Raw genomic sequence first — 25,598 nt, 5'->3', positions numbered from 1 at the left:
AATGGCAGGATTAAAATTACAGGCAGTCACTAAAAGCTGGGATGGCAAAACCCAGGTTATTCAGCCGTTAACGCTCGACGTGGCGGACGGGGAGTTTATTGTGATGGTCGGCCCGTCCGGCTGCGGTAAATCCACCCTGCTGCGGATGGTGGCGGGGCTGGAGCGGGTGACCAGCGGCGATATCTGGATCGACCGCCAGCGGGTGACCGAGATGGAGCCGAAAGACAGAGGCATTGCGATGGTGTTCCAGAACTATGCGCTTTATCCGCACATGAGCGTGGAAGAGAACATGGCCTGGGGGCTGAAAATTCGCGGGATGGGCAAAGGCCATATCGAGGAGCGCGTCAAAGAGGCGGCGCGCATTCTGGAGCTGGATGGGTTGCTGAAGCGCCGTCCGCGCGAGCTGTCCGGCGGCCAGCGCCAGCGCGTGGCGATGGGCCGCGCTATCGTGCGCGATCCGGCGGTATTCCTGTTCGATGAACCGCTCTCTAACCTCGACGCCAAACTGCGCGTGCAGATGCGCCTTGAGCTGCAGCACCTGCATCGGCGTCTGAAAACCACGTCGCTGTACGTTACCCACGATCAGGTGGAGGCGATGACTCTCGCCCAGCGCGTGATGGTCATGAACAAAGGCATTGCCGAGCAGATTGGCACTCCTGTGGAAGTGTATGAAAAGCCCGCCAGCCGTTTTGTGGCGAGCTTTATCGGCAGCCCGGCGATGAACCTGCTGGAGGGCCGCATCAGCAGTTCGGGCACCCACTTTGAGCTGGAGAGCGGCATGGCGCTGCCGGTGAACTGGTTCTATCGCGGTTACGCCGGGCGCAAAATGACCCTCGGTATCCGCCCGGAACATATTGCGCTAAGCTCGCAGGCGGAAGGTGGGGTGCCGCTGGTCATGGACACCCTGGAGATGCTGGGCGCCGACAACCTGGCGCACGGACGCTGGGGCGAGCAGAAGCTGGTGGTGCGCATGTCGCATCAGGAGCGCCCGCAAGCAGGCAGCACGCTGTGGCTGCATCTGCCAGAAAATCACCTGCACTTATTCGATGGTGAAACAGGACAACGCGTATGAGTAACTGGCCTTATCCCCACATCGTCGCCCACCGGGGCGGCGGTAAACTGGCGCCGGAGAACACCCTGGCAGCGATTGACGTTGGCGCGCACTACGGCCACACAATGATTGAGTTCGACGCCAAGCTGTCGCAGGACGGCGAAATCTTCCTGCTGCACGACGATAACCTCGAGCGCACCAGCAACGGCTGGGGCGTGGCGGGGGCGCTGCCGTGGCGCGATCTGCTGAAGGTCGACGCCGGGAGCTGGTTTGGCAAGGAATTTAAAGGCGAGCCGCTGCCGCTGCTGGCCGAGGTGGCCGATCGCTGTCGTCAGCATGGCATGATGGCGAATATTGAGATCAAACCCACGACCGGCAGCGGGCCGCTGACTGGTAAAGTGATTGCCCTGGCGGCGCGCGAGCTGTGGGAAGGTATGCCCGCCCCGCTGCTGTCGTCGTTTGAGATCGACGCGCTGGAAGCAGCGCAGGCGGCAGCCCCTGAGCTGCCGCGCGGGCTATTGCTGGACGAGTGGCGTGACGACTGGCGCGCACTGACTGCGCGGCTGGGCTGCGTGTCTATCCACCTCAATCACCGCTTGCTGGATGAAGCACGGGTGCACGAAATCAAGGCCACCGGGTTACGCATCCTGGTCTATACCGTCAACCAACCCCAGCGCGCAGCTGAACTGCTGGGCTGGGGTGTGGACTGCATCTGTACCGATGCCATTGCGCTGATTGGCCCGGACTTTCAGTCCTAAGGGTTATTCTGCATGCCACCGTTTTGCTGAGGCTGCTGCTGCGGCAGCATATGTTGCTGCTGCATCCCGCCGCCCGAAGACGTCCCCCCGCTCAGCATGCTGCCATTGGTGTTGGGCAACACCTGCACCCCTGGCTGGCTCTGTTGGACGCGCTGGGTATTGTTATTGATCTGCGTCTGCAGATGCTGCTGCTGCGTACGGGTCTGCGTCTGCATCTGCTGATTTAGCATCCGGCTTTGCTGCTGCTGCTGAACTTGCATTTCGTTCTGCATCCGCTGCTGGCTGGGGTTTTGATAGCCCGGCTGGTTGGGATTGTTCAGGGTGTTAATCGGCTGCGCGAACAGGGTAAACGGCAGTAGCGCCGCAACAAGAATCAGTTTTTTCATGATTGTTTCCTCCGTCTGAGGCCTTCTTCAAGTTTACCTCGGATCCGCCAGTACAATGATTTTTTAAGAGTTATGAACCAGGCTTAAGCGGGAGCGTGAGTCCCTGTACCTGGAGAATAACAATGATTAAACCAACGTTTATACGCTGGATCGCCATCGCTGCCCTGATGGCAGGCAGTACGTTTAGCGTGGCAGCCACTCCCCCGGCGGCGGCGCCCGTCTCGTATGGGGTGGAGGAAGATGTGTTCCATCCCGTGCGGGCGGAGAAGGGGATGGTTGCCTCGGTGGATGCTCTCGCCACCCAGGTGGGGGTGGATATCCTCAAGCAGGGCGGGAATGCCGTGGATGCGGCAGTAGCGGTGGGCTATGCTCTGGCGGTGACGCACCCGCAGGCGGGTAACCTCGGCGGCGGCGGATTTATGATGCTACGCACCAAAGATGGCGTCACCACGGCGATCGACTTCCGCGAGATGGCCCCGAATCAGGCGACGCGCGACATGTTCCTCGACGATCAGGGTAATGCGGACAGCAAAAAATCACTCACCTCCCATCTGGCAACCGGCACCCCGGGCACCGTGGCTGGATTCTCGCTGGCGCTGGATAAATACGGCACCCTGCCGCTGAACAAAGTGGTGCAGCCTGCCATCAAGCTGGCGCGTGACGGTTTTATGGTCAACGATGCGCTGGCCGACGATCTGAAAACCTACGGCAGCGAAGTGCTTCCCAACCACGAGAACAGTAAGGCGATCTTCTGGAAAGACGGCGAGCCGCTGAAAAAGGGCGACAAGCTGGTGCAGGCCAACCTTGCGAAAAGCCTGGAGATGATTGCCGAAAACGGCCCGGATGCCTTCTATAAAGGGGTGATTGCCGACCAGATCGCCGACGAGATGAAGAAGAACAGCGGGCTGATCACCAAAGCCGATCTCGCCGAATACAAAGCCGTGGAGCGTAAGCCAATCAGCGGGGACTATCGCGGGTATCAGGTGTTCTCTATGCCGCCACCGTCTTCCGGTGGGATCCATATCGTGCAGATCCTCAACATTCTCGAAAACTTCGATATGCACAAATTTGGCTTCGGCAGCGCGGATACGATGCAGGTGATGGCCGAGGCGGAAAAATATGCCTATGCCGACCGCTCGGAGTATCTGGGCGATCCGGATTTCGTCAAAGTCCCCTGGCAGGCGCTGACCGACAAAGCCTATGCCAAATCCCTTGCCGATCAGATCGACATCAATAAAGCCAAACCGTCGAGCGAGATCCGCCCCGGCAAGCTGGCACCCTATGAAAGTAACCAGACCACCCACTTCTCGGTGGTGGATAAAGACGGTAATGCGGTGGCGGTGACCTATACCCTGAACACCACCTTCGGCACCGGGATTGTCGCCGGTAACAGCGGCATTCTGCTTAACAACGAGATGGATGATTTCTCTGCCAAACCGGGCGTGCCGAACGTCTATGGTCTGGTGGGCGGGGATGCCAACGCCGTCGGGCCGAAGAAGCGTCCGCTGTCGTCGATGTCACCGACCATTGTGGTAAAAGATGGCAAAACCTGGCTGGTGACCGGTAGCCCTGGCGGGAGCCGTATTATCACCACCGTGCTGCAAATGGTGGTCAACAGCGTTGATTTTGGGATGAACGTGGCAGAAGCCACCAACGCGCCGCGCTTCCATCATCAGTGGCTGCCGGACGAGCTTCGGGTGGAAAAAGGCTTTAGCCCCGATACCCTGAAGCTGCTTGAGCAGCGTGGGCAAAAAGTGGCGGTGAAAGAGGCGATGGGCAGTACGCAGAGCATTATGGTCGGGCCGGACGGCGCGCTGTACGGTGCGTCGGATCCGCGTTCGGTGGATGATTTGACGGCGGGGTACTGAATTTTCCCCTCTCCCCTATGGGGAGAGGGTTTTAGGGTGAGGGGCAAAAATTAACTACTTCATCCGCGCCATATACAAGGCATCCACATACTCGCCGTTGCGCAGGGCGAATTTCTTGCCGGTGCCTTCCGTTTCAAAACCAAACTTTCGATACAGCGCCAGCGCTGACGGGTTATCGGCAAATACCGTTAGCTCAATACGTTCAATGCGCAGCCAGTTATCGCACAGGTTGACCATTTCGCGCATTAATGCGCTGCCCACTCCGCGCCCCTGAGCATGCGCCGCGACGCTGATGCCAAAAGTGGCCACATGGCTGCGCCGTGGATTCGACTCGACCTGGAGGGCCAGATCGCCAACAACGATATCGTCGATGCAGGCGACCAGCCGCCGCTGTCCAGGTTTGACCACCAGACGTTCCTGCCACATTTCCAGCGAGGGATGAGGTAGTTGTAGCGTGTCGTGATACACCCCCGGATGCATATAGTTCTGGCGTAAAGCGTCGGCATCTTTCGGTTCAGCGTGGCGTATCACTATCTCACTCATTCCTTCGTTCCTCTGTGGGTTAATATCCTTTTCAACATCGTTGACTTTAAAATTTGAGTCAACCGCCTTTTTTTGCAAAAAGTACTGGACAAGTGCGAATGAGAATGATTATTATTGCCTTGCATTCAGGAAGTCCGCGACGGAAACCTGAAAGCACGACATTGCTCACATTGCTTCCAGTATTACTTTAGCCAGCTTAACGCTGGCTTTTTTTTTGCTCAAAGCGGGTGGATGTGTACGTCAACCAGCGTGTCAGGTGCGATTTCTTTCATCAGACCTACCACGTTGTTCTTCTCTGCAACGGCGGGTAAAACCTCCGCCTGACCGGAAAACGAGCCGCCTTTTTTAACGGCCAGCGTGCGGTAGGCCAAAGTACCCGTGACCTGACCATGCTCACAGATTTCAACCATATCGCTGCTGCACTGGCCGATCACCTTGCCATCGATAATCAGCTCCCGGCAAGTGATGTTCCCCTCAACCAGACCCCCACGCATGACTTTTATCAGGCTCTCTTTGGAATCGATATTTCCGTTCAGCGTGCCGTGAACGTAGACATGGCCGCCGGAAACAATGTTGCCTTCAACGCACACGTCGCTGGCAATGACGGTGGTGCCGTGTTTCTCGATGACGGTGGGCTCTTTCTCGCTGGCCGGGGCCGGTGGCATAAACTCGGCTGGCTTGTCCATTTCGATAATTTTCGTCTTTTTAAACATGATATTAACCTGATAAAGGAGAAGGGGGATCGCGAAGGCCGCCAGGCTCAATGCAGCGAACAGCCACGCAAGAGGGGGTACGTTGAGGCACCAGGCGATGAGCGCAAGCAGCCATAAGAGGAGCGCACTGTTTAAGGTGAGATATTTTCTTTCCATTGAAAATGAGCGCGACTCCTTTCGCGAGCATGTGTTTTGGCCGTCTCCTTATCCTGATAATTTCCCTCAGGATCAAGGTTCACGCCGCCATTTTAGGATTCGTTATAGAAATATATTTCGCCGCCGGGTTGCGCTATGGTGAAAGCAGGGACATTAGCCAGGAATAACATCATGACACTGCACTGCGCATTTATTGGATTTGGTAAAAGCACCACCCGGTACCACCTTCCGTATATTCTGAACCGCAAAGCGAGCTGGCATGTGGCGCATATTTTCCGCCGCCAACCGAAGCCGGACGAGCAGCACCCGCAGTATTCCCATATTCATTTCACCAGCGATCTCAATGAAGTGCTGAACGACCCGCAGGTCAAGCTGGTGATCGTCTGCACTCATGCAGACAGCCATTTTGAGTATGCGAAACGCGCCCTTGAGGCGGGTAAAAACGTGCTGGTGGAAAAGCCCTTCACCCCAACGCTCGCTGAAGCAAAAACGCTGTTCGAGCTGGCTAAGCGCAAAGGGCTAACCGTCACGCCGTACCAGAACCGTCGCTTCGATACCTGCTTCCTGACCGCTAAAAAAGCCATTGAGAGCGGCAAGCTGGGCGAGATCGTCGAAATCGAAAGCCACTTTGATTACTACCGCCCGGCGGCTGAAACCAAGCCTGGCCTGCCGCAGGATGGTTCTTTCTATGGGCTGGGCGTCCATACCATGGACCAGATTATCTCCCTGTTTGGCCGCCCGGATCATGTGGCCTACGACATCCGTAGCCTGCGTAATAAAGCCAACCCGGACGATACCTTTGAAGCGCAGTTGTTCTTCGGTGACCTGAAGGCGATCGTTAAAACCAGCCATCTGGTGAAGACCGACTACCCGAAATTTATCGTGCATGGCACCCAGGGCTCGTTTATCAAATACGGCATCGACCAGCAGGAGACCAGCCTGAAAGCCAATATCATGCCGGGCGACACGGGGTTTGCGGCGGATGATTCCGTTGGCCTGCTGGAGTATGTCAACGCCGAAGGCATTACGGTCAAAGAAGCGATCAAACCGGACACTGGCGACTACGGCCAGGTCTACGATGCGTTGTTCGAGACGCTGACCAACGGTGCGCCAAATTACGTCAAGGAAACTGAAGTTCTGACCAACCTGGAAATCCTTGAACGGGCCTTTGAACAGGCCTCACCTTCCACGATAACCCTTGCTAAATAAGCCTGTCCGACTCCTCTGAACTTATTCACAATTTTTGAACAGAGGAGTCAATTTTCACCCTCTATGATCCCAGGTCGATTGCGTCCACACTTACTCCATCGAAACGAACTGAGGGTAAAAACAATGATCTTCTTACGCAAAGCAAACGATCGCGGTCACGCAAATCATGGCTGGCTGGACTCATGGCACAGCTTCTCGTTCGCCGATTATTATGACCCGAATTTTATGGGCTTCTCGGCACTGCGGGTGATTAACGATGACGTGATCGACGCAGGCCAGGGCTTTGGTACTCACCCGCACAAAGACATGGAAATCCTGACTTACGTGTTGGAAGGGGCGGTTGAGCATCAGGACAGCATGGGCAACAAAGAGCAGGTTCCGGCGGGTGAGTTCCAGATTATGACGGCAGGTACCGGGGTGCGTCACTCGGAATACAACCCGAGCAAAACGGAAAAACTGCACCTGTATCAAATCTGGATCATTCCAGAAGAAAAAGGCATCACCCCGCGCTACGAGCAGCGTCGTTTTGACGCAGAGCAGGGCAAACAGCTGGTGCTGTCGCCGGATGCGCGTGACGGCTCGCTGAAAGTGCATCAGGACATGGAGCTGTACCGCTGGGCGCTGGCGAAAGACGAACAGTCTGTGCATCAGATTGCCGCGAACCGCAAAGTGTGGATTCAGGTGGTAAAAGGTGACGTCACCATTAACGGCACCAAAGCCACCACCAGCGATGGTCTGGCGATCTGGGACGAGCAGGCAATTTCCATTCATGCCGACAGCGCGGCTGAAGTTCTGCTTTTTGATCTGCCGCCAGTTTAATTACAAATAAATGTCCAGCCTTCCCTTCTGGCAGGGGAGGGTTGGGCTTTGTCCGTGATAAACTGAGGAAATCTATTACTACCGATCTCCCTCTGGACGATGAAAAAGAAAAGACCCGTACTTCAGGATGTAGCCGATCGCGTCGGTGTGACTAAAATGACGGTCAGCCGTTTTTTACGTAACCCGGAGCAGGTTTCCGTGGCATTGCGTGGCAAGATCGCTGCAGCTCTCGATGAACTGGGTTATATCCCCAACCGCGCCCCGGATATTCTCTCCAATGCGACCAGCCGTGCGGTGGGCGTTCTGCTTCCTTCTCTGACCAACCAGGTTTTCGCCGAAGTGCTGCGCGGTATTGAAAGTGTGACCGATGCCTTTGGCTATCAGACCATGCTTGCCCACTACGGTTACAAGCCGGAACTGGAAGAGGAACGTCTGGAGTCGATGCTTTCCTGGAACATTGACGGCCTGATCCTTACCGAACGTACTCACACCGCGCGCACGTTGAAGATGATTGAAGTGGCGGGCATTCCGGTGGTCGAGCTGATGGACAGTCAGTCGCCGTGCCTGGATATTGCCGTCGGGTTCGACAACTTCGAAGCAGCACGCCAGATGACAGCGGCAATCATTGCCCGCGGCCATCGTCATGTCGCCTATCTTGGCGCACGTCTGGACGAACGTACTATCATCAAACAGAAGGGATACGAGCAGGCGATGCTCGATGCCAACTTAACCCCGTATAGCGTGATGGTCGAACAATCCTCCTCCTACACCTCGGGCATTGAGCTGATGCGTCAGGCCCGTCGCGAGTACCCCCAGCTTGACGGCATCTTCTGTACCAACGATGACCTCGCGGTGGGCGCCGCTTTCGAATGTCAGCGACTGGGGCTTTCCATCCCGGGTGATATGGCGATTGCCGGTTTCCACGGTCATGACATCGGCCAGGTGATGGAACCGCGTCTGGCGAGCGTCCTGACGCCGCGTGAACGCATGGGACGCATCGGTGCTGAACGTCTGCTGGCGCGCATTCGTGGCGAGACGGTGAGCCCTAAAATGTTAGATTTAGGTTTCACGCTGTCACCAGGTGGATCAATCTAGTCTGACAAATTTGAACTAGCTCACACTTATTCACTTCGCGCACGTTTGGATATTGCTTCTCTTTTGCCCCGGCAGGACAATGTTACCGATAACTGTTACCCGTAACAATTGACTGAGGGACTCCCTTTGAGCACGACGAATCTCGATCACCACGTTTACGTCCTGATGGGCGTTTCCGGTAGCGGTAAATCTGCCGTGGCCAGCGAAGTGGCGCATCAACTCCATGCCGCGTTTCTTGATGGTGACTTCCTCCATCCGCGCAGCAACATCAACAAAATGGCCTCCGGCGAACCGCTGAACGACGACGATCGTAAACCCTGGCTACAGGCGCTGAACGATGCGGCGTTTGCTATGCAGCGCACCAATAAAGTGTCGCTGATTGTCTGTTCTGCGCTGAAAAAAACCTATCGTGACCAGCTGCGTGAAGGCAATCCGAACCTGTCATTCGTCTATCTCAAGGGTGATTTCGAGGTCATCGAAAGCCGTCTGAAAGCGCGCAAAGGCCACTTCTTCAAGACCCAGATGCTGGTTACCCAGTTCGACACGCTGCAGGAACCGGGCGCGGACGAAAGCGATGTGCTGGTGGTGAATATCGACCAGCCGTTAGACGGTGTGGTGGCAAGCACCATTGAGGTCATTAATAAAAGGCAGTAAGTTTTGAGTACTTTAACGCTTGTTTTGACAGCAGTCGGCTCCGTGCTGTTACTGCTGTTTTTAGTGATGAAGGCACGTATGCACGCCTTCGTCGCTTTGATGGTGGTATCTATTGGTGCAGGTCTCTTTTCCGGAATGCCGCTCGAGAAAATCGCGGCGACCATGGAAAAAGGGATGGGCGGTACGCTGGGATTCCTGGCGATTGTGGTCGCGCTGGGCGCGATGTTTGGCAAGATCCTGCATGAAACCGGCGCGGTCGATCAGATCGCCGTCAAAATGTTGAAATCTTTCGGTCACAGCCGGGCGCACTATGCCATTGGTCTGGCGGGTCTTATCTGCGCGCTGCCGCTGTTCTTTGAAGTGGCGGTGGTGTTGCTGATTAGCGTGGCCTTCTCTATGGCACGCCATACCGGCACTAACCTGGTGAAGCTGGTGATCCCGCTGTTTGCAGGCGTTGCCGCCGCAGCGGCGTTCCTGCTGCCGGGGCCTGCGCCAATGCTGCTGGCTTCCCAGATGCACGCTGACTTTGGCTGGATGATCCTGATTGGCCTGTGTGCGGCGATCCCGGGGATGCTGATCGCCGGTCCGCTGTGGGGCAATTTCATCAGCCGTTACGTTGAGCTGCACATTCCTGACGACATCACCGAGCCGCATCTGGGCGAGAGCAAAATGCCGTCGTTCGGCTTTAGCCTGGCGCTGATCCTGCTGCCGCTGGTGCTGGTAGGCCTGAAAACCATCGCTGCACGCTTCGTACCGGTGGGCTCTGAGGCGTATCAGTGGTTTGAGTTTATCGGCCATCCGTTCACCGCGATCCTGGTCGCCTGTCTGGTCGCCATTTATGGCCTGGCGATGCGTCAGGGCATGGCGAAAGACCGGGTGATGGAGATCTGCGGTCATGCGCTGCAGCCTGCAGGTATCATTCTGTTGGTGATCGGTGCGGGCGGGGTGTTCAAGCAGGTGCTGGTGGATTCTGGCGTCGGCCCGGCATTGGGCGAAGCGCTCACCGGGATGGGCCTGCCGATTGCCGTCACCTGCTTCGTGCTGGCGGCAGCGGTGCGCATTATCCAGGGTTCTGCCACCGTCGCCTGTTTAACGGCGGTAGGGCTGGTGATGCCGGTGATTGAACAGCTGAACTACTCCGGCGCGCAGATGGCGGCTCTGTCTATCTGTATCGCAGGCGGTTCGATTGTGGTGTCGCACGTTAACGACGCCGGCTTCTGGTTGTTTGGTAAATTTACCGGCGCCAGTGAAGCGCAAACCCTCAAGACCTGGACGCTGATGGAAACCATCCTCGGCACCACCGGGGCGATTGTCGGGATGATTGCGTTTTCGCTGTTGAGCTAAGTGCGTTGGTCATAAGCTGCGAGTTTACTCGCAGCTTATGACATCTGATCTTTATCGACTCCTCACTATCTGATTCCTGTCACAAACCTCTCTTGCTCTATCCGTCTAAATATCCGCACTGATAATAAAAGGAAAGTGTCATGGATAAGCACGGAGCAGAATCACTTTTACGCCAAATGTTAAATAACGACAGCGCCTGTTTTAGAGAGGGGCAATGGGAAGCAATCGACGCGTTGGTTAATCAGCGGCGCAAATTGCTGGTGGTGCAACGAACGGGGTGGGGTAAAAGCGCCGTCTATTTTATCGGTACCCGCATTTTCCGCGATCGGGGGTTTGGGCCGACGATTATCGTCTCTCCGCTTCTCGCGCTCATGCGTAACCAGGTCGCGGCAGCAGAACGTCTGGGTATACGGGCTGAAACGCTCAACTCTACCAATCGGGATGACTGGCAGAAGATTACCAAAAGGCTGCTGGCGAACCAGCTGGATTGCCTGTTGATTTCACCTGAGCGACTGGCAAATGAAGAATTTGTTCGCACAGTCTTGCAGCCTGTTTCGGATAGTCTGGGTTTGCTGGTGGTCGATGAGGCGCACTGCATTTCCGACTGGGGCCACGATTTTCGGCCTGACTATCGCCGCATTCTGGGGATCTTGCGCCAGCTGCCTGCAAATACTCCCGTTCTGGGGACGACGGCGACAGCGAATAATCGGGTGGTGGAAGATATTCGACAGCAATTAGGTGATATCACCATCCTGCGGGGTACCCTGGCAAGAGAGAGCCTTGCGCTTGATGCGTTTATGCTTGCCGATCAACCCTCTCGACTGGCCTGGATGGCGCAAACTATTCCTGCGCTTGTTGGCTCTGGCATTGTCTATACGCTCACAACCCGTGATGCCGAACTGGTTGCCGCCTGGCTAAAGCAAAATGGTATTAATGCCTGTCCCTACTACAGCGGGGTGACGTTATCCGGTAGTGCGGATACTCACGCGGTCAGAGAACGCCTTGAGCATGACTTGCTCACTAATCGAATTAAAGTTCTGGTGGCGACCACCGCGTTGGGAATGGGCTATGACAAAGCGGACCTGGGTTTTGTCATCCATTATCAGATGCCAGGTTCGATCGTGGGATACTACCAGCAGGTAGGGCGTGCAGGGCGTGCTATTGAACATGCCGTCGGCTTTTTGTTAGGTGGCACAGAAGATCGGGCGATCCATCAATTCTTTCATGAAAGTGCTTTTCCTTCCGAAGAGCAGATTACTGAGGTTCTGCAATGTCTAGAACGCCAGGACGGCATGACGATAAGAGACATTGAAACCCAAACTAATCTCCGGCACGGACAAATTGAAAAAGTACTAAAACTACTGGTAACGGAAATCCCTTCAACCGTCATTTTTGAAGACCGGCACTGGCGCCGAACGGCCATTCCGTTCGTGCTGGACAGGGCGCGAATCGAGCATTTGACTCAACAGAGAACGCAGGAGCTTGCAGAAGTTGAGCACTATATTCACTCAAAGGACTGCAGGATGTCTTTTCTTCGGCGTGCGCTTGATGAACCGAATGATGAGCGTTGTGGGAAATGCAGTAACTGCCTTAACCGCTCTTCACGTGATGATATCCTGGACGACAGACTCCTTAATGCGGCGGCACGGTTTGTGAAACGTGCTGATTTGCCATTGATACTAAACAAGCAGGTGGCAAAGGACGCATTTGTTCAATATGCGTTTCATGGCAATTTGCCCCGTGAAGTACAGGGTCAGGAGGGGCGTATACTTTCCCGCTGGGGAGATACCGGATGGGGGGCGATGGTTGCCGCGGATAAGCGAGCCGGGAAATTCAGGGATGAACTGGTTGAGGCCTGTGCAGAGATGATTCGTGAACGCTGGCAACCTAATCCTGCTCCGGCATGGGTATGCTGTGTGCCTTCGCGACAGCATCCGAATCTTGTTCCCGATTTCGCCCGAAGACTGGCTGAGAAACTTGCGCTTCCTTTTGTTGATGCCATCAACAAGGTCGTGGACAATCAACCTCAGAAAATGCAGCAAAATCGTTTTCATCAATGTAAGAATCTCGATGGTGTCTTCAAGGTGTCACGTCTTCTGCCAAAAGGCCCGGTACTGCTCGTGGATGACGTAGTGGATTCCGGTTGGACGCTGACTGTCATTGCGGCTCTTATGCGCCAGTTAGATAGCGAAGAGGTTTACCCTGTCGCGCTGGCTTCAACTTCGGTAAAAAATGGATGAATTTGACAGCAAGCGCACAAGCCACGCTTTTACTTACCAGCTATTTTTCCAGTGTTAAAACGAATGAGCACAAGCCGCTCACGAATGCCGAATGGGGGAAATTCGCGCTGTGGCTTAAGCATCAGCGGCTCTCTCCGGGGGGGTTATTAGTTCCTGAGCCTCAGGCTTTACTGAGTGGCTGGAGCGATCCCCGTATTTCCACAGAACGCCTTTTAGCACTGCTTGAGCGTGGGCACAGTCTGGCGCTGGCGGTGGAAAAGTGGCAACGAGCGGGGCTGTGGGTCATCACCCGCGCTGATGCTGAATATCCTCAGCGTTTAAAAGATATCCTGCGCAATGATTCACCTGCTGTTCTGTTTGGCTGCGGCAATAAAGCGCTCTTGCAGTCGGGGGGGACGGCGATTGTAGGGTCCCGCAACGCGGTAGAAGACGATTTACACTTTACTGCACAGCTGGCGAAAAAACTGGCGGATCATGGCGTCAATGTCGTTTCCGGTGGGGCCCGAGGCATTGATGAATGTGCAATGCTCTCTTCACTTAATGCAGGTGGAACGGCGACAGGAGTGTTAACTGACAGTCTGTTAAAGGCAACGACATCCGTAAAATGGCGCAATGGGCTGGCATCAGGCAACCTTGTGCTGATCTCCCCTTTTTACCCGGAGGCCGGTTTTAGCGTAGCCAATGCGATGGCGCGCAATAAATATGTCTACTGTCTTGCCGAAAGCGCTGTCGTTATCCATGCCGGGAAAAAAGGAGGAACGATTACGGGCGCGCTGGAAGCCGTTAAGCATCAATGGGTGCCTGTATGGGTAAAACCCAACCAGGATGAAAATTCAGCGAATGAGATGCTGGTTCAAAAAGGCGCGGGCTTGCTGGCCGAATCCGTTGATCCTCACCAGCTGAAAAGATTTCGTAATATGGATGCACAGCTTCAGTCTGACCTGTTTTCCTTACAGGAAGCCCCCTCTGTTTATCAGGCACCGGCTCGTGTGGACTTTTATCAATTGTTCCTGGAAGAGATCCAGTATCTTGCCGTACAGCCTGTTTCGAAAGAGGTTCTGGCTGAGATTCTGTGTTTAGTCCCCGCACAGCTGGATCTGTGGTTGAGCAGGGCAATAAAAGACAATCGGCTACGGCAGCTTTCCGATGCTGGCCTTTACCAGATTCCCTGAATAATCGACGTTGCGCCCGAGTCGGGCGCAGTGCGTTTACCCCTTCATCCACGCCCTGATCCCATCCAGGAACATCTGCGTGGCCATCATCACCAGAATCAATCCCATCAGCCGTTCCAGCGCATTCACCCCTTTCTCGCCGAGCAGGCGTAAAAACAGCGACGATTGCAGCAAAATCACGAAGGTGCCGCCCCAGGCCAGCAGCAGGGCGATCACCAGATGACTCATCTGGTTCGGATACTGATGCGACAGCAGCATCAGGGTTGCCAGAATGGTCGGGCCGGCGACCAGCGGGATCGCCAGCGGCACGATAAACGGCTCTTCACCGGCAGGCAGGCCGCTGCTGCTCCCTTCGGCGCTGGGGAAGATCATCTTAATGGCGATCAAAAACAAAATAATACCGCCCGAGATTGAGACTGTTTCAGCGCGTAAATTCAGGAAGCCGAGGATCTTTTCTCCCGCGAACAGGAAGATAAACATCACCAGCAGCGCGATTAACAGCTCGCGGATCATGATCGCCCGACGCCGCTTCGGCTCAGTGTGTTTCAGCACCGACATAAAGATCGGCAGGTTCCCGAGCGGGTCCATAATCAGGATAAGCAGCACCGCTGCAGAAATAATTTCAGTCATGTTATCTGTCCCTCAAACTCCCTGTATTCATTGTGGTAATAAGTGGTATTACTTATAGCGGCGTAATCATTGATTTATTTCACTTGCGACTTTGGCTGCATTTTGTAAGGTGAGAGCAGTGCCAGTAGGATTCTGGCTCGCATATTCAGCACACATCTCTGCAGGAAAACACGCTATGAAAAACGTTGGTTTTATCGGCTGGCGCGGTATGGTCGGCTCTGTACTCATGCAACGCATGGTTGAGGAGCGCGATTTTGACGCCATCCGTCCGGTCTTCTTCTCCACTTCCCAGCTTGGGCAGGCTGCGCCTGCATTTGGCACTGCGTCCACCGGTACGCTTCAGGACGCATTTGATCTGGAAGCGCTGAAGGCGCTGGATATTATCGTTACCTGCCAGGGCGGCGATTATACCAACGAAATTTATCCAAAGCTTCGTGAAAGCGGCTGGCAGGGATACTGGATTGATGCAGCCTCTTCGCTGCGCATGAAAGACGACGCCATCATTATTCTTGACCCGGTTAACCAGGATGTCATCACCGACGGCCTGAACAACGGCGTGAAAACCTTCGTCGGCGGCAACTGCACGGTCAGCCTGATGCTGATGTCGCTCGGCGGCCTGTTTGCTCAGGATCTGGTGGAGTGGGTCTCCGTAGCCACTTACCAGGCAGCCTCCGGCGGCGGCGCGCGCCATATGCGTGAGCTGCTGAGCCAGATGGGTCATCTGCACCAGCATGTTGCCACTGAGCTGGCAAACCCGGCATCGGCCATTCTGGATATCGAACGCAAAGTGACGGCGCTTAGCCGCAGCGGCGACTTGCCGGTGGATAACTTTGGCGTACCGCTGGCCGGTAGCCTGATCCCGTGGATCGATAAGCAGCTGGACAACGGCCAGAGCCGCGAAGAGTGGAAAGGCCAGGCAGAGACCAACAAAATTCTGCGCACCGCCTCGCCGATCCCGGTTGATGGTCTGTGCGTGCGCGTGGGTGCGCTGCGCTGCCACAGCCAGGCATTCACCATTAAAATGAAAAAAGATGTATCCATACAAACAGTGGAGGAATTGCTCGCTTCGCACAATCAGTGGGCAAAAGTCGTCCCGAACGATCGCGACATTACCGTGCGTGAACTGACCCCAGCGGCCGTTACCGGCACGCTGACCACTCCGGTAGGGCGCCTGCGCAAGCTGAACATGGGGCCGGAATACTTGTCCGCCTTTACCGTCGGCGACCAGCTTTTGTGGGGTGCCGCCGAGCCGCTACGCAGGATGCTGCGCCAGCTGGCGTAATAACGTATTAATACTAAGGGGTGATGTGTCACCCCTTTTTTTGCGTAATAAAGGACTAAAACGCATTTGGTTGGTTATTTATCAGGAGTCATACACAGCGTTGGCTATGCTTTATGCGAGATGTCGTGCATCTCGTCTGGAAGTTGGATGGAACAGAGAGGATGCACATAAGTGCTGTTCCGTACAGGTCACATTAAAGCTGTACCCTGCGCGCGAAGGGGGGCGGCGAATAAGATAACAGGATGAACACCATGTCCGTTCGTATTGATAGAGACGTGATTAATGCGCTTATCGCGGGTCATTTTGCCGATCCGTTTTCTGTACTTGGTATGCACCGCACAGAGGCAGGGCTGGAAGTGCGCGCATTGTTACCTGACGCGACGGAAGTCTGGGTGATTGAACCAAAAACCGGCCGCAAGGTGGGTAAGCTTGAATGTATCGACTCACGCGGTTTCTTTGCTGGCGTGATGGCCCGCCGCAAAAACATTTTCCGCTATCAGCTCGCCGTTCTCTGGCATGGGCAACAAAATCTGATCGACGATCCCTACAGCTTTGGTCCGCTGCTGCAGGAGATGGATGCATGGCTGCTGTCCGAAGGCACGCACCTGCGCCCGTATGAAACGCTGGGTGCCCATGCCGACACCATGGACGGCATCACCGGCACCCGCTTTACCGTCTGGGCACCGAACGCCCGACGCGTCTCGGTGGTGGGGCAGTTCAACTACTGGGACGGCCGCCGCCATCCAATGCGCCTGCGCCGTGAAACCGGCATCTGGGAGCTGTTCATCCCCGGTGCGCAAAACGGTCAACTTTATAAATACGAAATGATTGATGCAAACGGCAAGCTGCGTATCAAAGCCGACCCGTATGCTTTCGAAGCGCAAATGCGCCCGGAAACCGCCTCCCTGATCTGCGGCCTGCCCGAGAAAGTCGCCCAGAGCGAGGAGCGCATCCGCGCCAACCAGTTCGACATGCCGATTTCGATTTATGAAGTCCATCTCGGCTCCTGGCGTCGCCATACCGAGAACAATTTCTGGCTCAGCTACCGGGAGCTTGCCGACCAGCTGGTGCCGTACGCCAAGTGGATGGGCTTTACCCATCTTGAGCTGCTGCCGATTAACGAACACCCTTTTGACGGCAGCTGGGGCTATCAGCCAACCGGCATGTACGCCCCGACCCGCCGCTTCGGCACCCGCGACGACTTCCGCTACTTTATCAACGCCGCGCATGCCGCCGGGCTGAACGTGATCCTCGACTGGGTGCCGGGCCACTTCCCGTCCGATGATTTTGGCTTGTCGGAATTCGACGGCACCAACCTGTATGAGCACAGCGATCCGCGCGAAGGCTTCCATCAGGACTGGAATACCCTGATCTACAACTACGGTCGCCGGGAAGTGACCAACTATCTGGTGGGCAACGCCCTGTACTGGATCGAGCGCTTCGGCATTGATGCCCTGCGCGTGGATGCGGTGGCGTCAATGATTTACCGCGACTACAGCCGTAAAGAGGGGGAGTGGATCCCCAACGAATTCGGCGGGCGTGAAAATCTCGAAGCGATTGAGTTTTTACGCAGCACCAACCGTATTCTTGGCGAGCAGGTGCCGGGCGCAGTGACGATGGCAGAAGAGTCGACCGATTTTCCGGGCGTTTCCCGCCCGCCGTCGATGGGCGGCCTCGGCTTCTGGTTTAAGTGGAACCTCGGGTGGATGCACGACACGCTGGATTACATGAAGCTGGATCCGGTCCACCGCCAATATCACCACAACAAGCTGACCTTCGGCATGCTCTACAACAGCACCGAAAACTTTGTCCTGCCGCTCTCTCACGATGAAGTGGTTCACGGCAAAAAATCGATTCTCGACCGCATGCCGGGCGACGCGTGGCAACGATTTGCCAACCTGCGCGCCTACTACGGCTGGATGTTCGCCTTCCCAGGCAAAAAGTTGCTGTTCATGGGCAACGAGTTTGCGCAGGGGCGCGAGTGGAACCACGACGCCAGCCTTGACTGGCATCTGCTGGACGGCGGTGACAACTGGCACCATGGCGTCCAGCGCCTGGTCCGCGACCTCAACCGCACCTATCGTCACCACAAAGCGCTGCATGAACTCGATTTTGACGACTACGGCTTCGAGTGGCTGGTGGTGGATGACAACGAGCGCTCGGTGCTGATCTTTGTCCGCCGCGACAAAGCGGGCAACGAAATCATCGTCGCCAGCAACTTCACCCCGGTGACTCGCCATCACTACCGCTTCGGCATCAATCAGCCGGGTAAATGGCGCGAGGCGCTGAATACCGACTCGATGCACTATCACGGCAGCAATGCGGGCAACGGCGGTCTGGTCCAGAGCGATGAGCAGGAGAGCCACGGACGTGCAAACTCACTGAGTATTACCCTGCCGCCGCTGTCCACCATCTGGCTGGTCCGGGAGGGGGAATGACCCAACTCACGGCCGGTCAACCTGCTCCGCTCGGCGCCAGCTATGACGGCAAGGGGGTGAATTTCACCCTCTTTTCCGCCCATGCGGAGCGGGTTGAACTCTGCGTGTTTGACGGCAACGGCAATGAGCATCGGTACGATCTTCCGGGTCGCAGCGGGGATATCTGGCACGGCTACCTGGAGAGCGCCCGCCCCGGCACGCACTACGGCTTTCGGGTTCACGGCCCCTGGGAACCGGGCAACGGGCACCGTTTTAACCCAGCGAAGCTACTGCTCGATCCCTGCGCGCATAGCGTTGAGGGGATGCTGAACGACGACGTGGTCCTGCATGGTGGTAAAGACGCGCCGGATCACCGCGACAGCGCATTGGCGGCGGCCAAAAGCGTGGTGGTGTGTGACCACTATGACTGGGAAGACGACGCACCGCCCAATACCCCCTGGGGCAAGACGGTGATCTATGAAGCGCATGTGAAGGGGCTGACGTATCTGCATCCGGGCCTCCCGGAAGCGATCCGCGGCACCTACAAAGCGCTCTCTCATCCACTGATGATTGCCTATTTCAGGCAGCTGGGCATTACCGCCCTGGAGCTGCTGCCGGTGGCCCATTTTTCCAGCGAGCCGCGCCTGCAGCGCCTGGGTCTCAGCAACTACTGGGGCTACAACCCGATGGCGATGTTTGCCCTCGATCCGCGCTATGCCGCCCATCCGGCGCGTGCCCGGGATGAGTTTCGCGATGCGGTTAAAGCCCTGCACGAAGCGGGTATTGAGGTGATCCTCGACGTGGTGCTGAACCACAGTGCCGAGCTCGATCTGGAGGGACCGACCTTCTCCCTGCGCGGAATCGATAACCGTAGCTATTATTGGTTAAGAGAGGATGGCGATTACCACAACTGGACCGGCTGCGGTAACACGCTCAATCTCAGCCATCCGGCGGTGATGCATTACGCGTATGAATGCCTTAAATACTGGGTTGAAACCTTCCATGTCGACGGTTTTCGTTTCGACCTGGCGTCGGTTATTGGCCGTACGCCGGACTTCAATCCGCAGTCGCCGCTGTTTGAGGCCATTAAAAACTGCCCGCTGCTGTCACGCGTCAAGCTGATTGCTGAGCCGTGGGATGTGGGCCCCGGTGGTTATCAGGTCGGGAATTTCCCGCCGCTGTTTGCGGAGTGGAACGATCACTACCGTGATAGCGCGCGCCGCTTCTGGCTGGCGCACGATCTGTCGCTGGCGGATTTCGCCGGCCGCTTTGCGGCATCCAGCGATCTGTTCAGACACAATGGACGGCTGCCCTCTGCGTCGATCAACCTGCTGACGGCGCACGACGGCTTCACCTTGCGCGACTGCGTTTGCTTCAATCAGAAACATAACGAAGCCAATGGTGAAGAAAATCGTGACGGCACCTTCAGTAACCACAGTTACAACCATGGTATTGAAGGATTAAGTGGCAAGCTGGATGTCATTGAGCGACGCCGTGCCAGCGTGCACGCCTTGCTTACCACGCTGCTTTTATCGCAGGGAACGCCGATGCTGCTGGCAGGGGATGAACATGGTCACAGCCAGCACGGCAACAATAACGCCTACTGTCAGGATAACCCCTTAACCTGGCTTGACTGGCAGCAGGCAAACAGTGGATTAGCCGAGTTTACCGCTGCGCTAATCCATCTGCGTCAGCAGATCCCTGCGCTCACACGGAATCAGTGGTGGGAAGAGGGTGATGGCAACGTGCGCTGGCTGAATAAAGCCGCGCAGCCGTTAGCGACACATGAGTGGCACAACGACGTTCCCTGCCTGCAAATCCTGCTTTCGGATAGCTGGCTCATTACGTTTAACGCTACCCATGAGGTTGCCGACATTGTTTTACCTGAAGGAGAGTGGCGGGCGATCCCCCCATTTGCCGGAGAAGATAATCCGGTCGTGATGACAGTCTGGCATGGACCTGCAAACGGTGTGTGCGTATTCCAGAGATGATAATAAAAGGAGTTGATCATGGTTAGGTTAGAAAAGAACGACCCACTAATGTTAGCGCGTCAGCTTCCATTAAAATCTGTTGCCCTGATTCTTGCTGGCGGCCGCGGTACCCGATTAAAAGATTTAACGATTAAGCGCGCCAAACCCGCCGTCCACTTCGGTGGTAAATTCCGTATCATCGATTTTGCCCTTTCTAACTGTCTTAACTCTGGCATCCGCCGCATCGGCGTGATCACCCAGTACCAGTCCCATACCCTGGTGCAGCACATCCAGCGCGGCTGGTCCTTCTTCAGCGAAGAGATGAATGAGTTTGTCGACCTTCTGCCCGCTCAGCAACGCATGCACGGTGAAAACTGGTATCGCGGCACGGCGGATGCGGTGACGCAGAACCTCGACATTATTCGTCGCTATGACGCTGAATACGTGGTGATCCTCGCTGGGGACCATATCTACAAGCAAGACTACTCGCGGATGCTGATCGACCACGTCGAAAAAGGTGCACGCTGCACCGTTGCCTGCATGCCGGTGCCCATTGCCGAAGCGACGGCGTTTGGCGTGATGGCGGTGGATGAAAACGACAAGGTGATCGAGTTTGTCGAAAAACCGGCAAACCCGCCAGCCATGCCGGGCGACCCGACCCGCTCTCTTGCCAGCATGGGCATCTATATCTTTGATGCTGAATACCTTTATCAGTTGCTGGAAGAGGACGACAAGGAAGAGAATTCCAGTCACGACTTCGGTAAAGATATCATCCCGAAAATCACCAAGGCTGGCATGGCTTATGCACATCCATTCCCATTGTCCTGCGTGCAGTCCGATCCGAATGCAGAACCTTACTGGCGCGATGTCGGGACACTGGAAGCGTACTGGAAGGCCAACCTGGATCTCGCCTCAGTAACGCCGGAACTGGACATGTACGACCACAACTGGCCGATCCGCACGCACATGGAGTCGCTGCCGCCGGCGAAGTTTGTGCAGGACCGCACCGGTAGCCACGGCATGACGCTGAACTCGCTGGTCTCCGGCGGTTGTATCATTTCGGGCTCGGTGGTGGTGCAGTCGGTGCTGTTCCCGCGCGTGCGGGTGAATTCTTTCTGCAACATTGATTCGACAGTATTGTTGCCAGACGTATGGGTTGGACGCTCATGCCGTTTGCGTCGTTGCGTGATCGACCGGGCCTGTATCATTCCTGAGGGCATGGTGATTGGCGAGAACGCCGAAGAGGATGCGCGTCGCTTCTATCGCTCCGAAGAGGGCATCGTACTGGTTACGCGTGAAATGCTGCGCAAACTGCAGATCAAACAGGAGCGATGATGCAGGTTTTACACGTATGTTCTGAGATGTTCCCGTTGCTGAAAACGGGCGGGCTGGCGGATGTGATTGGGGCGTTACCGGCGGCGCAAATCGCCGGTGGTGTCGATACCCGCGTGCTGTTGCCCGCTTTTCCAGACATTCGTCGCGGCATTCCTGATGCACAGATTGTCAGCCGTCGCGATACCTTTGCCGGGCGCATCACATTACTGTTTGGTCATTACAACGGCGTGGGCATCTACCTGATTGACGCGCCGCATCTGTATGACCGTCCAGGGAGCCCGTACCACGACACTAACTTATTCGCCTATCCCGACAACGTGCTGCGTTTTGCACTGCTCGGCTGGGTGGGGGCGGAAATGGCCACCGGGCTGGATCCGTTCTGGCGTCCGGACGTGGTGCACGCCCACGACTGGCATGCCGGGCTGGCCCCGGCGTATCTGGCGGCGCGTGGTCATCCGGCAAAATCGGTGTTTACGGTGCATAACCTGGCCTACCAGGGCCTGTATTTAGCCAAACACATGAATGACATCGAGTTGCCATCGTCATTCTTTAACATGCACGGGCTGGAGTTTAACGGGCAGATCTCGTTCCTGAAGGCCGGGCTTTACTATGCCGATCATATTACGGCGGTGAGCCCGACCTACGCGCGGGAGATCACCGAGCCGGAGTTTGGCTACGGGATGGAGGGCCTGCTGACGCAGCGTCATCGCGAAGGCCGCCTGTCGGGCATTCTGAACGGCGTGGATGAAAAAATCTGGAGCCCGGAATCCGATCTGCTGCTGACCGCGCGCTATAGCCGCGACTCGGTGGAAGATAAGGCCGAGAACAAACGTCAGCTGCAAATCGCCATGGGGCTCAAGGTCAACGAGAAGGTGCCGCTGTTTGCGGTGGTAAGCCGTCTGACCAGCCAGAAAGGCCTCGACCTGGTGCTTGAAGCGCTGCCGGGTCTGCTGGAGCAGGGTGGACAGCTGGCGCTGCTGGGTGCGGGCGATCCGGTTCTGCAGGAAGGCTTCCTGGCGGCAGCGGCCGAACATCCGGGGCAGGTAGGGGTACAGATTGGCTATCACGAGGCGTTCTCACACCGCATCATGGCGGGGGCCGACGTTATCCTGGTGCCGAGTCGTTTTGAGCCGTGCGGCTTAACCCAGCTGTACGGTCTGAAGTACGGCACACTGCCGCTGGTGCGCCGTACCGGCGGGCTGGCGGATACCGTATCCGACACCTCGCTGGAAAACCTGGCAGACGGTATCGCCAGTGGTTTTGTGTTTGAAGACAGTAATGCGTGGTCGCTGCTGCGCGCGATCCGGCGTGCGTTCGTGTTGTGGTCGCGGCCGTCTTTATGGCGTTTTGTTCAGCGGCAGGCGATGGCCATGGATTTTAGCTGGCAAGTGGCGGCCCAGTCCTACCGCGATCTTTATCAACGCTTGATGTAACAATGTTGGAATCATTGATATGAATGCACCTTTTTCTTACGCGTCTCCCACATTGAGCATTGAGGCGTTAAAGCACTCAATTGCTTATAAGCTGATGTTCACCATCGGCAAAGATCCGGTGATCGCCAACAAGCACGAGTGGCTGAACGCCACGCTGTTTGCCGTGCGCGATCGGCTGGTAGAACGCTGGCTGCGCTCGAACCGCGCCCAGCTCTCACAGGAGACCCGACAGGTTTACTATCTGTCGATGGAGTTTTTGATTGGCCGCACCCTTTCCAATGCGCTGTTGTCGCTGGGGATCTATGACGATGTAAAAAACGCGCTGGAAGAGATGGGGTTAGATTTAGAAGAGCTGATTGATGAAGAGAACGACCCGGGCTTAGGCAACGGCGGCCTCGGGCGTCTGGCGGCCTGCTTCCTCGACTCGCTGGCAACCCTCGCCCTGCCGGGACGCGGCTACGGCATCCGCTACGATTACGGCATGTTCAAACAGAACATTGTCGACGGTCGACAGAAAGAGTCTCCGGACTACTGGCTGGAATATGGCAATCCGTGGGAGTTCAAGCGCCACAATACGCGCTATAAAGTGCGTTTCGGCGGACGTGTGCAGCAGGAAGGCAAGAAAACCCGCTGGGTCGAAACCGAAGAGATCCTGGCTGTGGCCTATGACCAGATTATTCCGGGCTACGACACCGATGCCACCAACACGCTGCGCCTGTGGAATGCCCAGGCCAGTAGCGAGATTAACCTTGGTAAATTTAACCAGGGTGATTACTTCGCGGCAGTGGAAGATAAAAACCACTCCGAGAACGTCTCCCGCGTGCTGTACCCGGATGACTCGACCTATTCCGGGCGTGAGCTGCGTCTGCGTCAGGAATACTTCCTGGTCTCCTCGACCATCCAGGATATTCTCAGCCGCCACTTCCAGCTGCACAAAACCTACAAGAACCTGGCGGAGAAAACCGCCATCCACCTGAACGACACCCACCCGGTGCTGTCGATCCCGGAACTGATGCGCCTGCTGATCGACGAGCATAAGTTCAGCTGGGATGAAGCCTTTGATGTGACGTGCCAGGTGTTCTCCTACACCAACCACACGTTGATGAGCGAAGCGCTGGAAACCTGGCCGGTGGACATGCTCGGCAAAATTCTGCCGCGCCATCTGCAGATCATCTTTGAGATCAATGATTACTTCCTGAAAACCGTTCAGGAGCAGTATCCGCACGACACCGGTCTGCTGAGCCGCACGTCGATTATCGACGAGTCTAACGGCCGTCGGGTGCGCATGGCGTGGCTGGCGGTGGTGATCAGCCACAAGGTCAACGGCGTCTCCGAGCTGCACTCCAACCTGATGGTGCAGTCGCTGTTTGCCGATTTTGCCAAAATCTTCCCGATGCGCTTCTGCAACGTGACCAACGGGGTCACGCCGCGTCGCTGGCTGGCGCTGGCGAACAAGCCGCTCTCCGAGGTGCTGGATGAGAACATCGGCCGCACCTGGCGTACCGATTTAAGCCAGCTGAGCGAGCTGGAACAGCACGCGGATTTCCCGACAGTGAATAAAGCGGTGCGTGACGCCAAGCTGCTGAACAAAAAGCGGCTGTCGGTGTGGATGGCGCTGCACTTAAACGTGGTCGCCAATCCGAAAGCACTGTTCGACGTGCAGATCAAACGAATCCACGAGTACAAACGTCAACTGATGAACGTGCTGCACGTCATCGTCCGCTACAACCGCATCAAGGACGACCCAACGGCTGATTGGGTACCGCGCGTGAACATCTTTGCCGGTAAGGCCGCCTCGGCCTACTACATGGCGAAGCATATCATTCACCTGATCAACGACGTGGCGAAGGTTGTCAACAACGATCCGCTGATTGGCGACAAGCTGAAAATTGTCTTTATCCCGAACTACAGCGTAAGCCTGGCGCAGATGATCATTCCGGCGGCGGATCTGTCTGAGCAGATCTCGCTGGCAGGTACCGAAGCCTCAGGCACCAGTAACATGAAGTTTGCCCTGAACGGCGCGCTGACCATCGGCACGCTGGACGGTGCCAACGTCGAAATGCTGGAGCACGTGGGTGAAGAGAACATCTTCATCTTTGGCAATACGGCGGAAGAGGTGGAAGCGCTGCGTAAGCAGGGCTACAAGCCGCGGGAATTCTACGAGCAGGATGAAGAGCTGCGTCAGGTGCTGACCCAGATCGCCACCGGCTTGTTTAATCCGGAGGAGCCTGGCCGCTACCGCGATCTGGTGGATTCGCTGATTAACTTTGGCGATCACTATCAGGTGCTGGCGGACTTCCGCAGCTATGTGGATTGCCAGGACAAGGTCGACGAGCTGTATCGTCAGCCGGAAGAGTGGACCACCAAAGCGATGCACAACATCGCCAACATGGGCTACTTCTCGTCTGACCGCACCATCAAAGAGTATGCCGAGACTATCTGGCATATTGATCCGGTACGGTTATAAACGCAAAAAGGCAACGAAAGTTGCCTTTTTTAATGTTTACTCCCTCTCCCTGTGGG

General features: G+C 56.1%; 20 protein-coding genes. 16 read left to right on the top strand and 4 right to left on the bottom strand.

Going from position 1 to position 25,598, the window contains the following annotated elements; translation table 11 throughout:
• Position 1 precedes the first annotated feature (1 nt).
• Positions 2-1,072: a sn-glycerol-3-phosphate import ATP-binding protein UgpC gene (locus M8014_RS11720; protein WP_271282609.1), complete on the top strand. Its 1,071-nt coding sequence runs from the start codon at positions 2-4 to the stop codon at positions 1,070-1,072.
• Positions 1,069-1,809: a glycerophosphodiester phosphodiesterase gene (gene ugpQ, locus M8014_RS11715; RefSeq protein ID WP_271282608.1), complete on the top strand. Its 741-nt coding sequence runs from the start codon at positions 1,069-1,071 to the stop codon at positions 1,807-1,809. Before M8014_RS11720 ends, ugpQ begins: the two co-directional genes overlap by 4 nt.
• Here ugpQ and M8014_RS11710 read toward each other — a convergent pair.
• On the bottom strand, positions 1,806-2,195 hold the full coding sequence (locus M8014_RS11710; RefSeq protein WP_271282607.1) for a DUF2756 family protein: 390 nt from the start codon (positions 2,193-2,195) through the stop codon (positions 1,806-1,808). The genes ugpQ and M8014_RS11710 overlap by 4 nt on opposite strands.
• Positions 2,196-2,317: 122 nt before the next feature.
• Here M8014_RS11710 and ggt point away from each other — a divergent pair, with 122 nt between their 5' ends.
• The gene (gene ggt, locus M8014_RS11705; RefSeq protein ID WP_271282606.1) at positions 2,318-4,063 is read left to right on the top strand and encodes a gamma-glutamyltransferase; all 1,746 of its coding nucleotides are present in this window, start codon (positions 2,318-2,320) and stop codon (positions 4,061-4,063) included.
• A 54-nt stretch (positions 4,064-4,117) separates the two neighbouring features.
• Here the strand turns inward: ggt and yhhY are convergent, their stop codons facing one another.
• On the bottom strand, positions 4,118-4,606 hold the full coding sequence (gene yhhY / locus M8014_RS11700) for an N-acetyltransferase (RefSeq protein ID WP_271282605.1): 489 nt from the start codon (positions 4,604-4,606) through the stop codon (positions 4,118-4,120).
• A gap of 218 nt (positions 4,607-4,824) precedes the next feature.
• Positions 4,825-5,475 (bottom strand): bactofilin family protein, encoded by a 651-nt coding sequence (locus M8014_RS11695; RefSeq protein ID WP_271282604.1) that lies wholly within the window; start codon positions 5,473-5,475, stop codon positions 4,825-4,827.
• 171 nt (positions 5,476-5,646) lie between these two features.
• On the opposite strand from M8014_RS11695, the gene M8014_RS11690 reads away from it, so the two are divergent.
• From M8014_RS11690 to M8014_RS11660, 7 genes are all read left to right on the top strand, one after another.
• Positions 5,647-6,684: an oxidoreductase gene (locus tag M8014_RS11690; RefSeq protein ID WP_271282603.1), complete on the top strand. Its 1,038-nt coding sequence runs from the start codon at positions 5,647-5,649 to the stop codon at positions 6,682-6,684.
• 123 nt (positions 6,685-6,807) lie between these two features.
• A complete protein-coding gene (locus M8014_RS11685; protein WP_271282602.1) occupies positions 6,808-7,503 on the top strand; it encodes a pirin family protein in 696 nt (231 codons plus the stop codon).
• Between the two features lie 99 nt (positions 7,504-7,602).
• Positions 7,603-8,598 (top strand): gluconate operon transcriptional repressor GntR, encoded by a 996-nt coding sequence (gene gntR, locus M8014_RS11680; RefSeq protein ID WP_271282601.1) that lies wholly within the window; start codon positions 7,603-7,605, stop codon positions 8,596-8,598.
• Positions 8,599-8,724: 126 nt separating this feature from the next.
• A complete protein-coding gene (gntK, locus tag M8014_RS11675; RefSeq protein ID WP_271282600.1) occupies positions 8,725-9,252 on the top strand; it encodes a gluconokinase in 528 nt (175 codons plus the stop codon).
• Positions 9,253-9,255: 3 nt separating this feature from the next.
• Positions 9,256-10,596 (top strand): gluconate transporter, encoded by a 1,341-nt coding sequence (gntU, locus tag M8014_RS11670; RefSeq protein ID WP_271282599.1) that lies wholly within the window; start codon positions 9,256-9,258, stop codon positions 10,594-10,596.
• A gap of 140 nt (positions 10,597-10,736) precedes the next feature.
• Positions 10,737-12,836, top strand: coding sequence for a RecQ family ATP-dependent DNA helicase (locus M8014_RS11665; RefSeq protein ID WP_271282598.1), 2,100 nt, complete (start codon positions 10,737-10,739; stop codon positions 12,834-12,836).
• A complete protein-coding gene (locus M8014_RS11660) occupies positions 12,833-14,008 on the top strand; it encodes a DNA-processing protein DprA (protein ID WP_271282597.1) in 1,176 nt (391 codons plus the stop codon). The genes M8014_RS11665 and M8014_RS11660 overlap by 4 nt, the downstream gene beginning before the upstream one ends.
• Positions 14,009-14,044: 36 nt before the next feature.
• Here the strand turns inward: M8014_RS11660 and yhgN are convergent, their stop codons facing one another.
• Entirely contained in the window at positions 14,045-14,638 is a 594-nt protein-coding gene (yhgN, locus tag M8014_RS11655) for an NAAT family transporter YhgN (protein WP_271282596.1), read from the bottom strand.
• Between the two features lie 175 nt (positions 14,639-14,813).
• Between yhgN and asd the strand changes: the two genes are divergently transcribed.
• From asd to glgP, 6 genes are all read left to right on the top strand, one after another.
• The gene (gene asd, locus M8014_RS11650) at positions 14,814-15,920 is read left to right on the top strand and encodes an aspartate-semialdehyde dehydrogenase (protein ID WP_271282595.1); all 1,107 of its coding nucleotides are present in this window, start codon (positions 14,814-14,816) and stop codon (positions 15,918-15,920) included.
• Between the two features lie 251 nt (positions 15,921-16,171).
• Positions 16,172-18,358, top strand: coding sequence for a 1,4-alpha-glucan branching enzyme (gene glgB / locus M8014_RS11645; RefSeq protein ID WP_271282594.1), 2,187 nt, complete (start codon positions 16,172-16,174; stop codon positions 18,356-18,358).
• Positions 18,355-20,328, top strand: coding sequence for a glycogen debranching protein GlgX (gene glgX / locus M8014_RS11640; RefSeq protein WP_271282593.1), 1,974 nt, complete (start codon positions 18,355-18,357; stop codon positions 20,326-20,328). The genes glgB and glgX overlap by 4 nt, the downstream gene beginning before the upstream one ends.
• 18 nt (positions 20,329-20,346) lie before the next feature.
• Positions 20,347-21,642, top strand: a complete 1,296-nt coding sequence (gene glgC, locus M8014_RS11635) for a glucose-1-phosphate adenylyltransferase (protein ID WP_271282592.1) — start codon at positions 20,347-20,349, stop codon at positions 21,640-21,642.
• Positions 21,642-23,075, top strand: a complete 1,434-nt coding sequence (gene glgA, locus M8014_RS11630; RefSeq protein WP_271282591.1) for a glycogen synthase GlgA — start codon at positions 21,642-21,644, stop codon at positions 23,073-23,075. Before glgC ends, glgA begins: the two co-directional genes overlap by 1 nt.
• Before the next feature lie 19 nt (positions 23,076-23,094).
• Positions 23,095-25,542: a glycogen phosphorylase gene (gene glgP / locus M8014_RS11625; protein ID WP_271282590.1), complete on the top strand. Its 2,448-nt coding sequence runs from the start codon at positions 23,095-23,097 to the stop codon at positions 25,540-25,542.
• Positions 25,543-25,598: the final 56 nt, after the last annotated feature.

The organism is Silvania hatchlandensis (assembly GCF_025564065.1).
In the GTDB taxonomy this organism is placed as follows: Bacteria; Pseudomonadota; Gammaproteobacteria; order Enterobacterales; family Enterobacteriaceae; genus Enterobacter; species Enterobacter hatchlandensis.
This window is presented reverse-complemented; position numbering and strand designations above follow the sequence as displayed.

What these genes read in the sequence shown, in the direction of transcription:
- M8014_RS11720 (WP_271282609.1), top strand. Translation starts at nt 2, where the DNA reads ATGGCAGGATTAAAATTACAGGCAGTCACTAAAAGCTGGGATGGCAAA.
- ugpQ (WP_271282608.1), top strand. Translation starts at nt 1,069, where the DNA reads ATGAGTAACTGGCCTTATCCCCACATCGTCGCCCACCGGGGCGGCGGT.
- M8014_RS11710 (WP_271282607.1), bottom strand. Translation starts at nt 2,195, where the DNA reads ATGAAAAAACTGATTCTTGTTGCGGCGCTACTGCCGTTTACCCTGTTC.
- ggt (WP_271282606.1), top strand. Translation starts at nt 2,318, where the DNA reads ATGATTAAACCAACGTTTATACGCTGGATCGCCATCGCTGCCCTGATG.
- yhhY (WP_271282605.1), bottom strand. Translation starts at nt 4,606, where the DNA reads ATGAGTGAGATAGTGATACGCCACGCTGAACCGAAAGATGCCGACGCT.
- M8014_RS11695 (WP_271282604.1), bottom strand. Translation starts at nt 5,475, where the DNA reads ATGGAAAGAAAATATCTCACCTTAAACAGTGCGCTCCTCTTATGGCTG.
- M8014_RS11690 (WP_271282603.1), top strand. Translation starts at nt 5,647, where the DNA reads ATGACACTGCACTGCGCATTTATTGGATTTGGTAAAAGCACCACCCGG.
- M8014_RS11685 (WP_271282602.1), top strand. Translation starts at nt 6,808, where the DNA reads ATGATCTTCTTACGCAAAGCAAACGATCGCGGTCACGCAAATCATGGC.
- gntR (WP_271282601.1), top strand. Translation starts at nt 7,603, where the DNA reads ATGAAAAAGAAAAGACCCGTACTTCAGGATGTAGCCGATCGCGTCGGT.
- M8014_RS11665 (WP_271282598.1), top strand. Translation starts at nt 10,737, where the DNA reads ATGGATAAGCACGGAGCAGAATCACTTTTACGCCAAATGTTAAATAAC.
- M8014_RS11660 (WP_271282597.1), top strand. Translation starts at nt 12,833, where the DNA reads ATGAATTTGACAGCAAGCGCACAAGCCACGCTTTTACTTACCAGCTAT.
- yhgN (WP_271282596.1), bottom strand. Translation starts at nt 14,638, where the DNA reads ATGACTGAAATTATTTCTGCAGCGGTGCTGCTTATCCTGATTATGGAC.
- asd (WP_271282595.1), top strand. Translation starts at nt 14,814, where the DNA reads ATGAAAAACGTTGGTTTTATCGGCTGGCGCGGTATGGTCGGCTCTGTA.
- glgB (WP_271282594.1), top strand. Translation starts at nt 16,172, where the DNA reads ATGTCCGTTCGTATTGATAGAGACGTGATTAATGCGCTTATCGCGGGT.
- glgX (WP_271282593.1), top strand. Translation starts at nt 18,355, where the DNA reads ATGACCCAACTCACGGCCGGTCAACCTGCTCCGCTCGGCGCCAGCTAT.
- glgC (WP_271282592.1), top strand. Translation starts at nt 20,347, where the DNA reads ATGGTTAGGTTAGAAAAGAACGACCCACTAATGTTAGCGCGTCAGCTT.
- glgA (WP_271282591.1), top strand. Translation starts at nt 21,642, where the DNA reads ATGCAGGTTTTACACGTATGTTCTGAGATGTTCCCGTTGCTGAAAACG.
- glgP (WP_271282590.1), top strand. Translation starts at nt 23,095, where the DNA reads ATGAATGCACCTTTTTCTTACGCGTCTCCCACATTGAGCATTGAGGCG.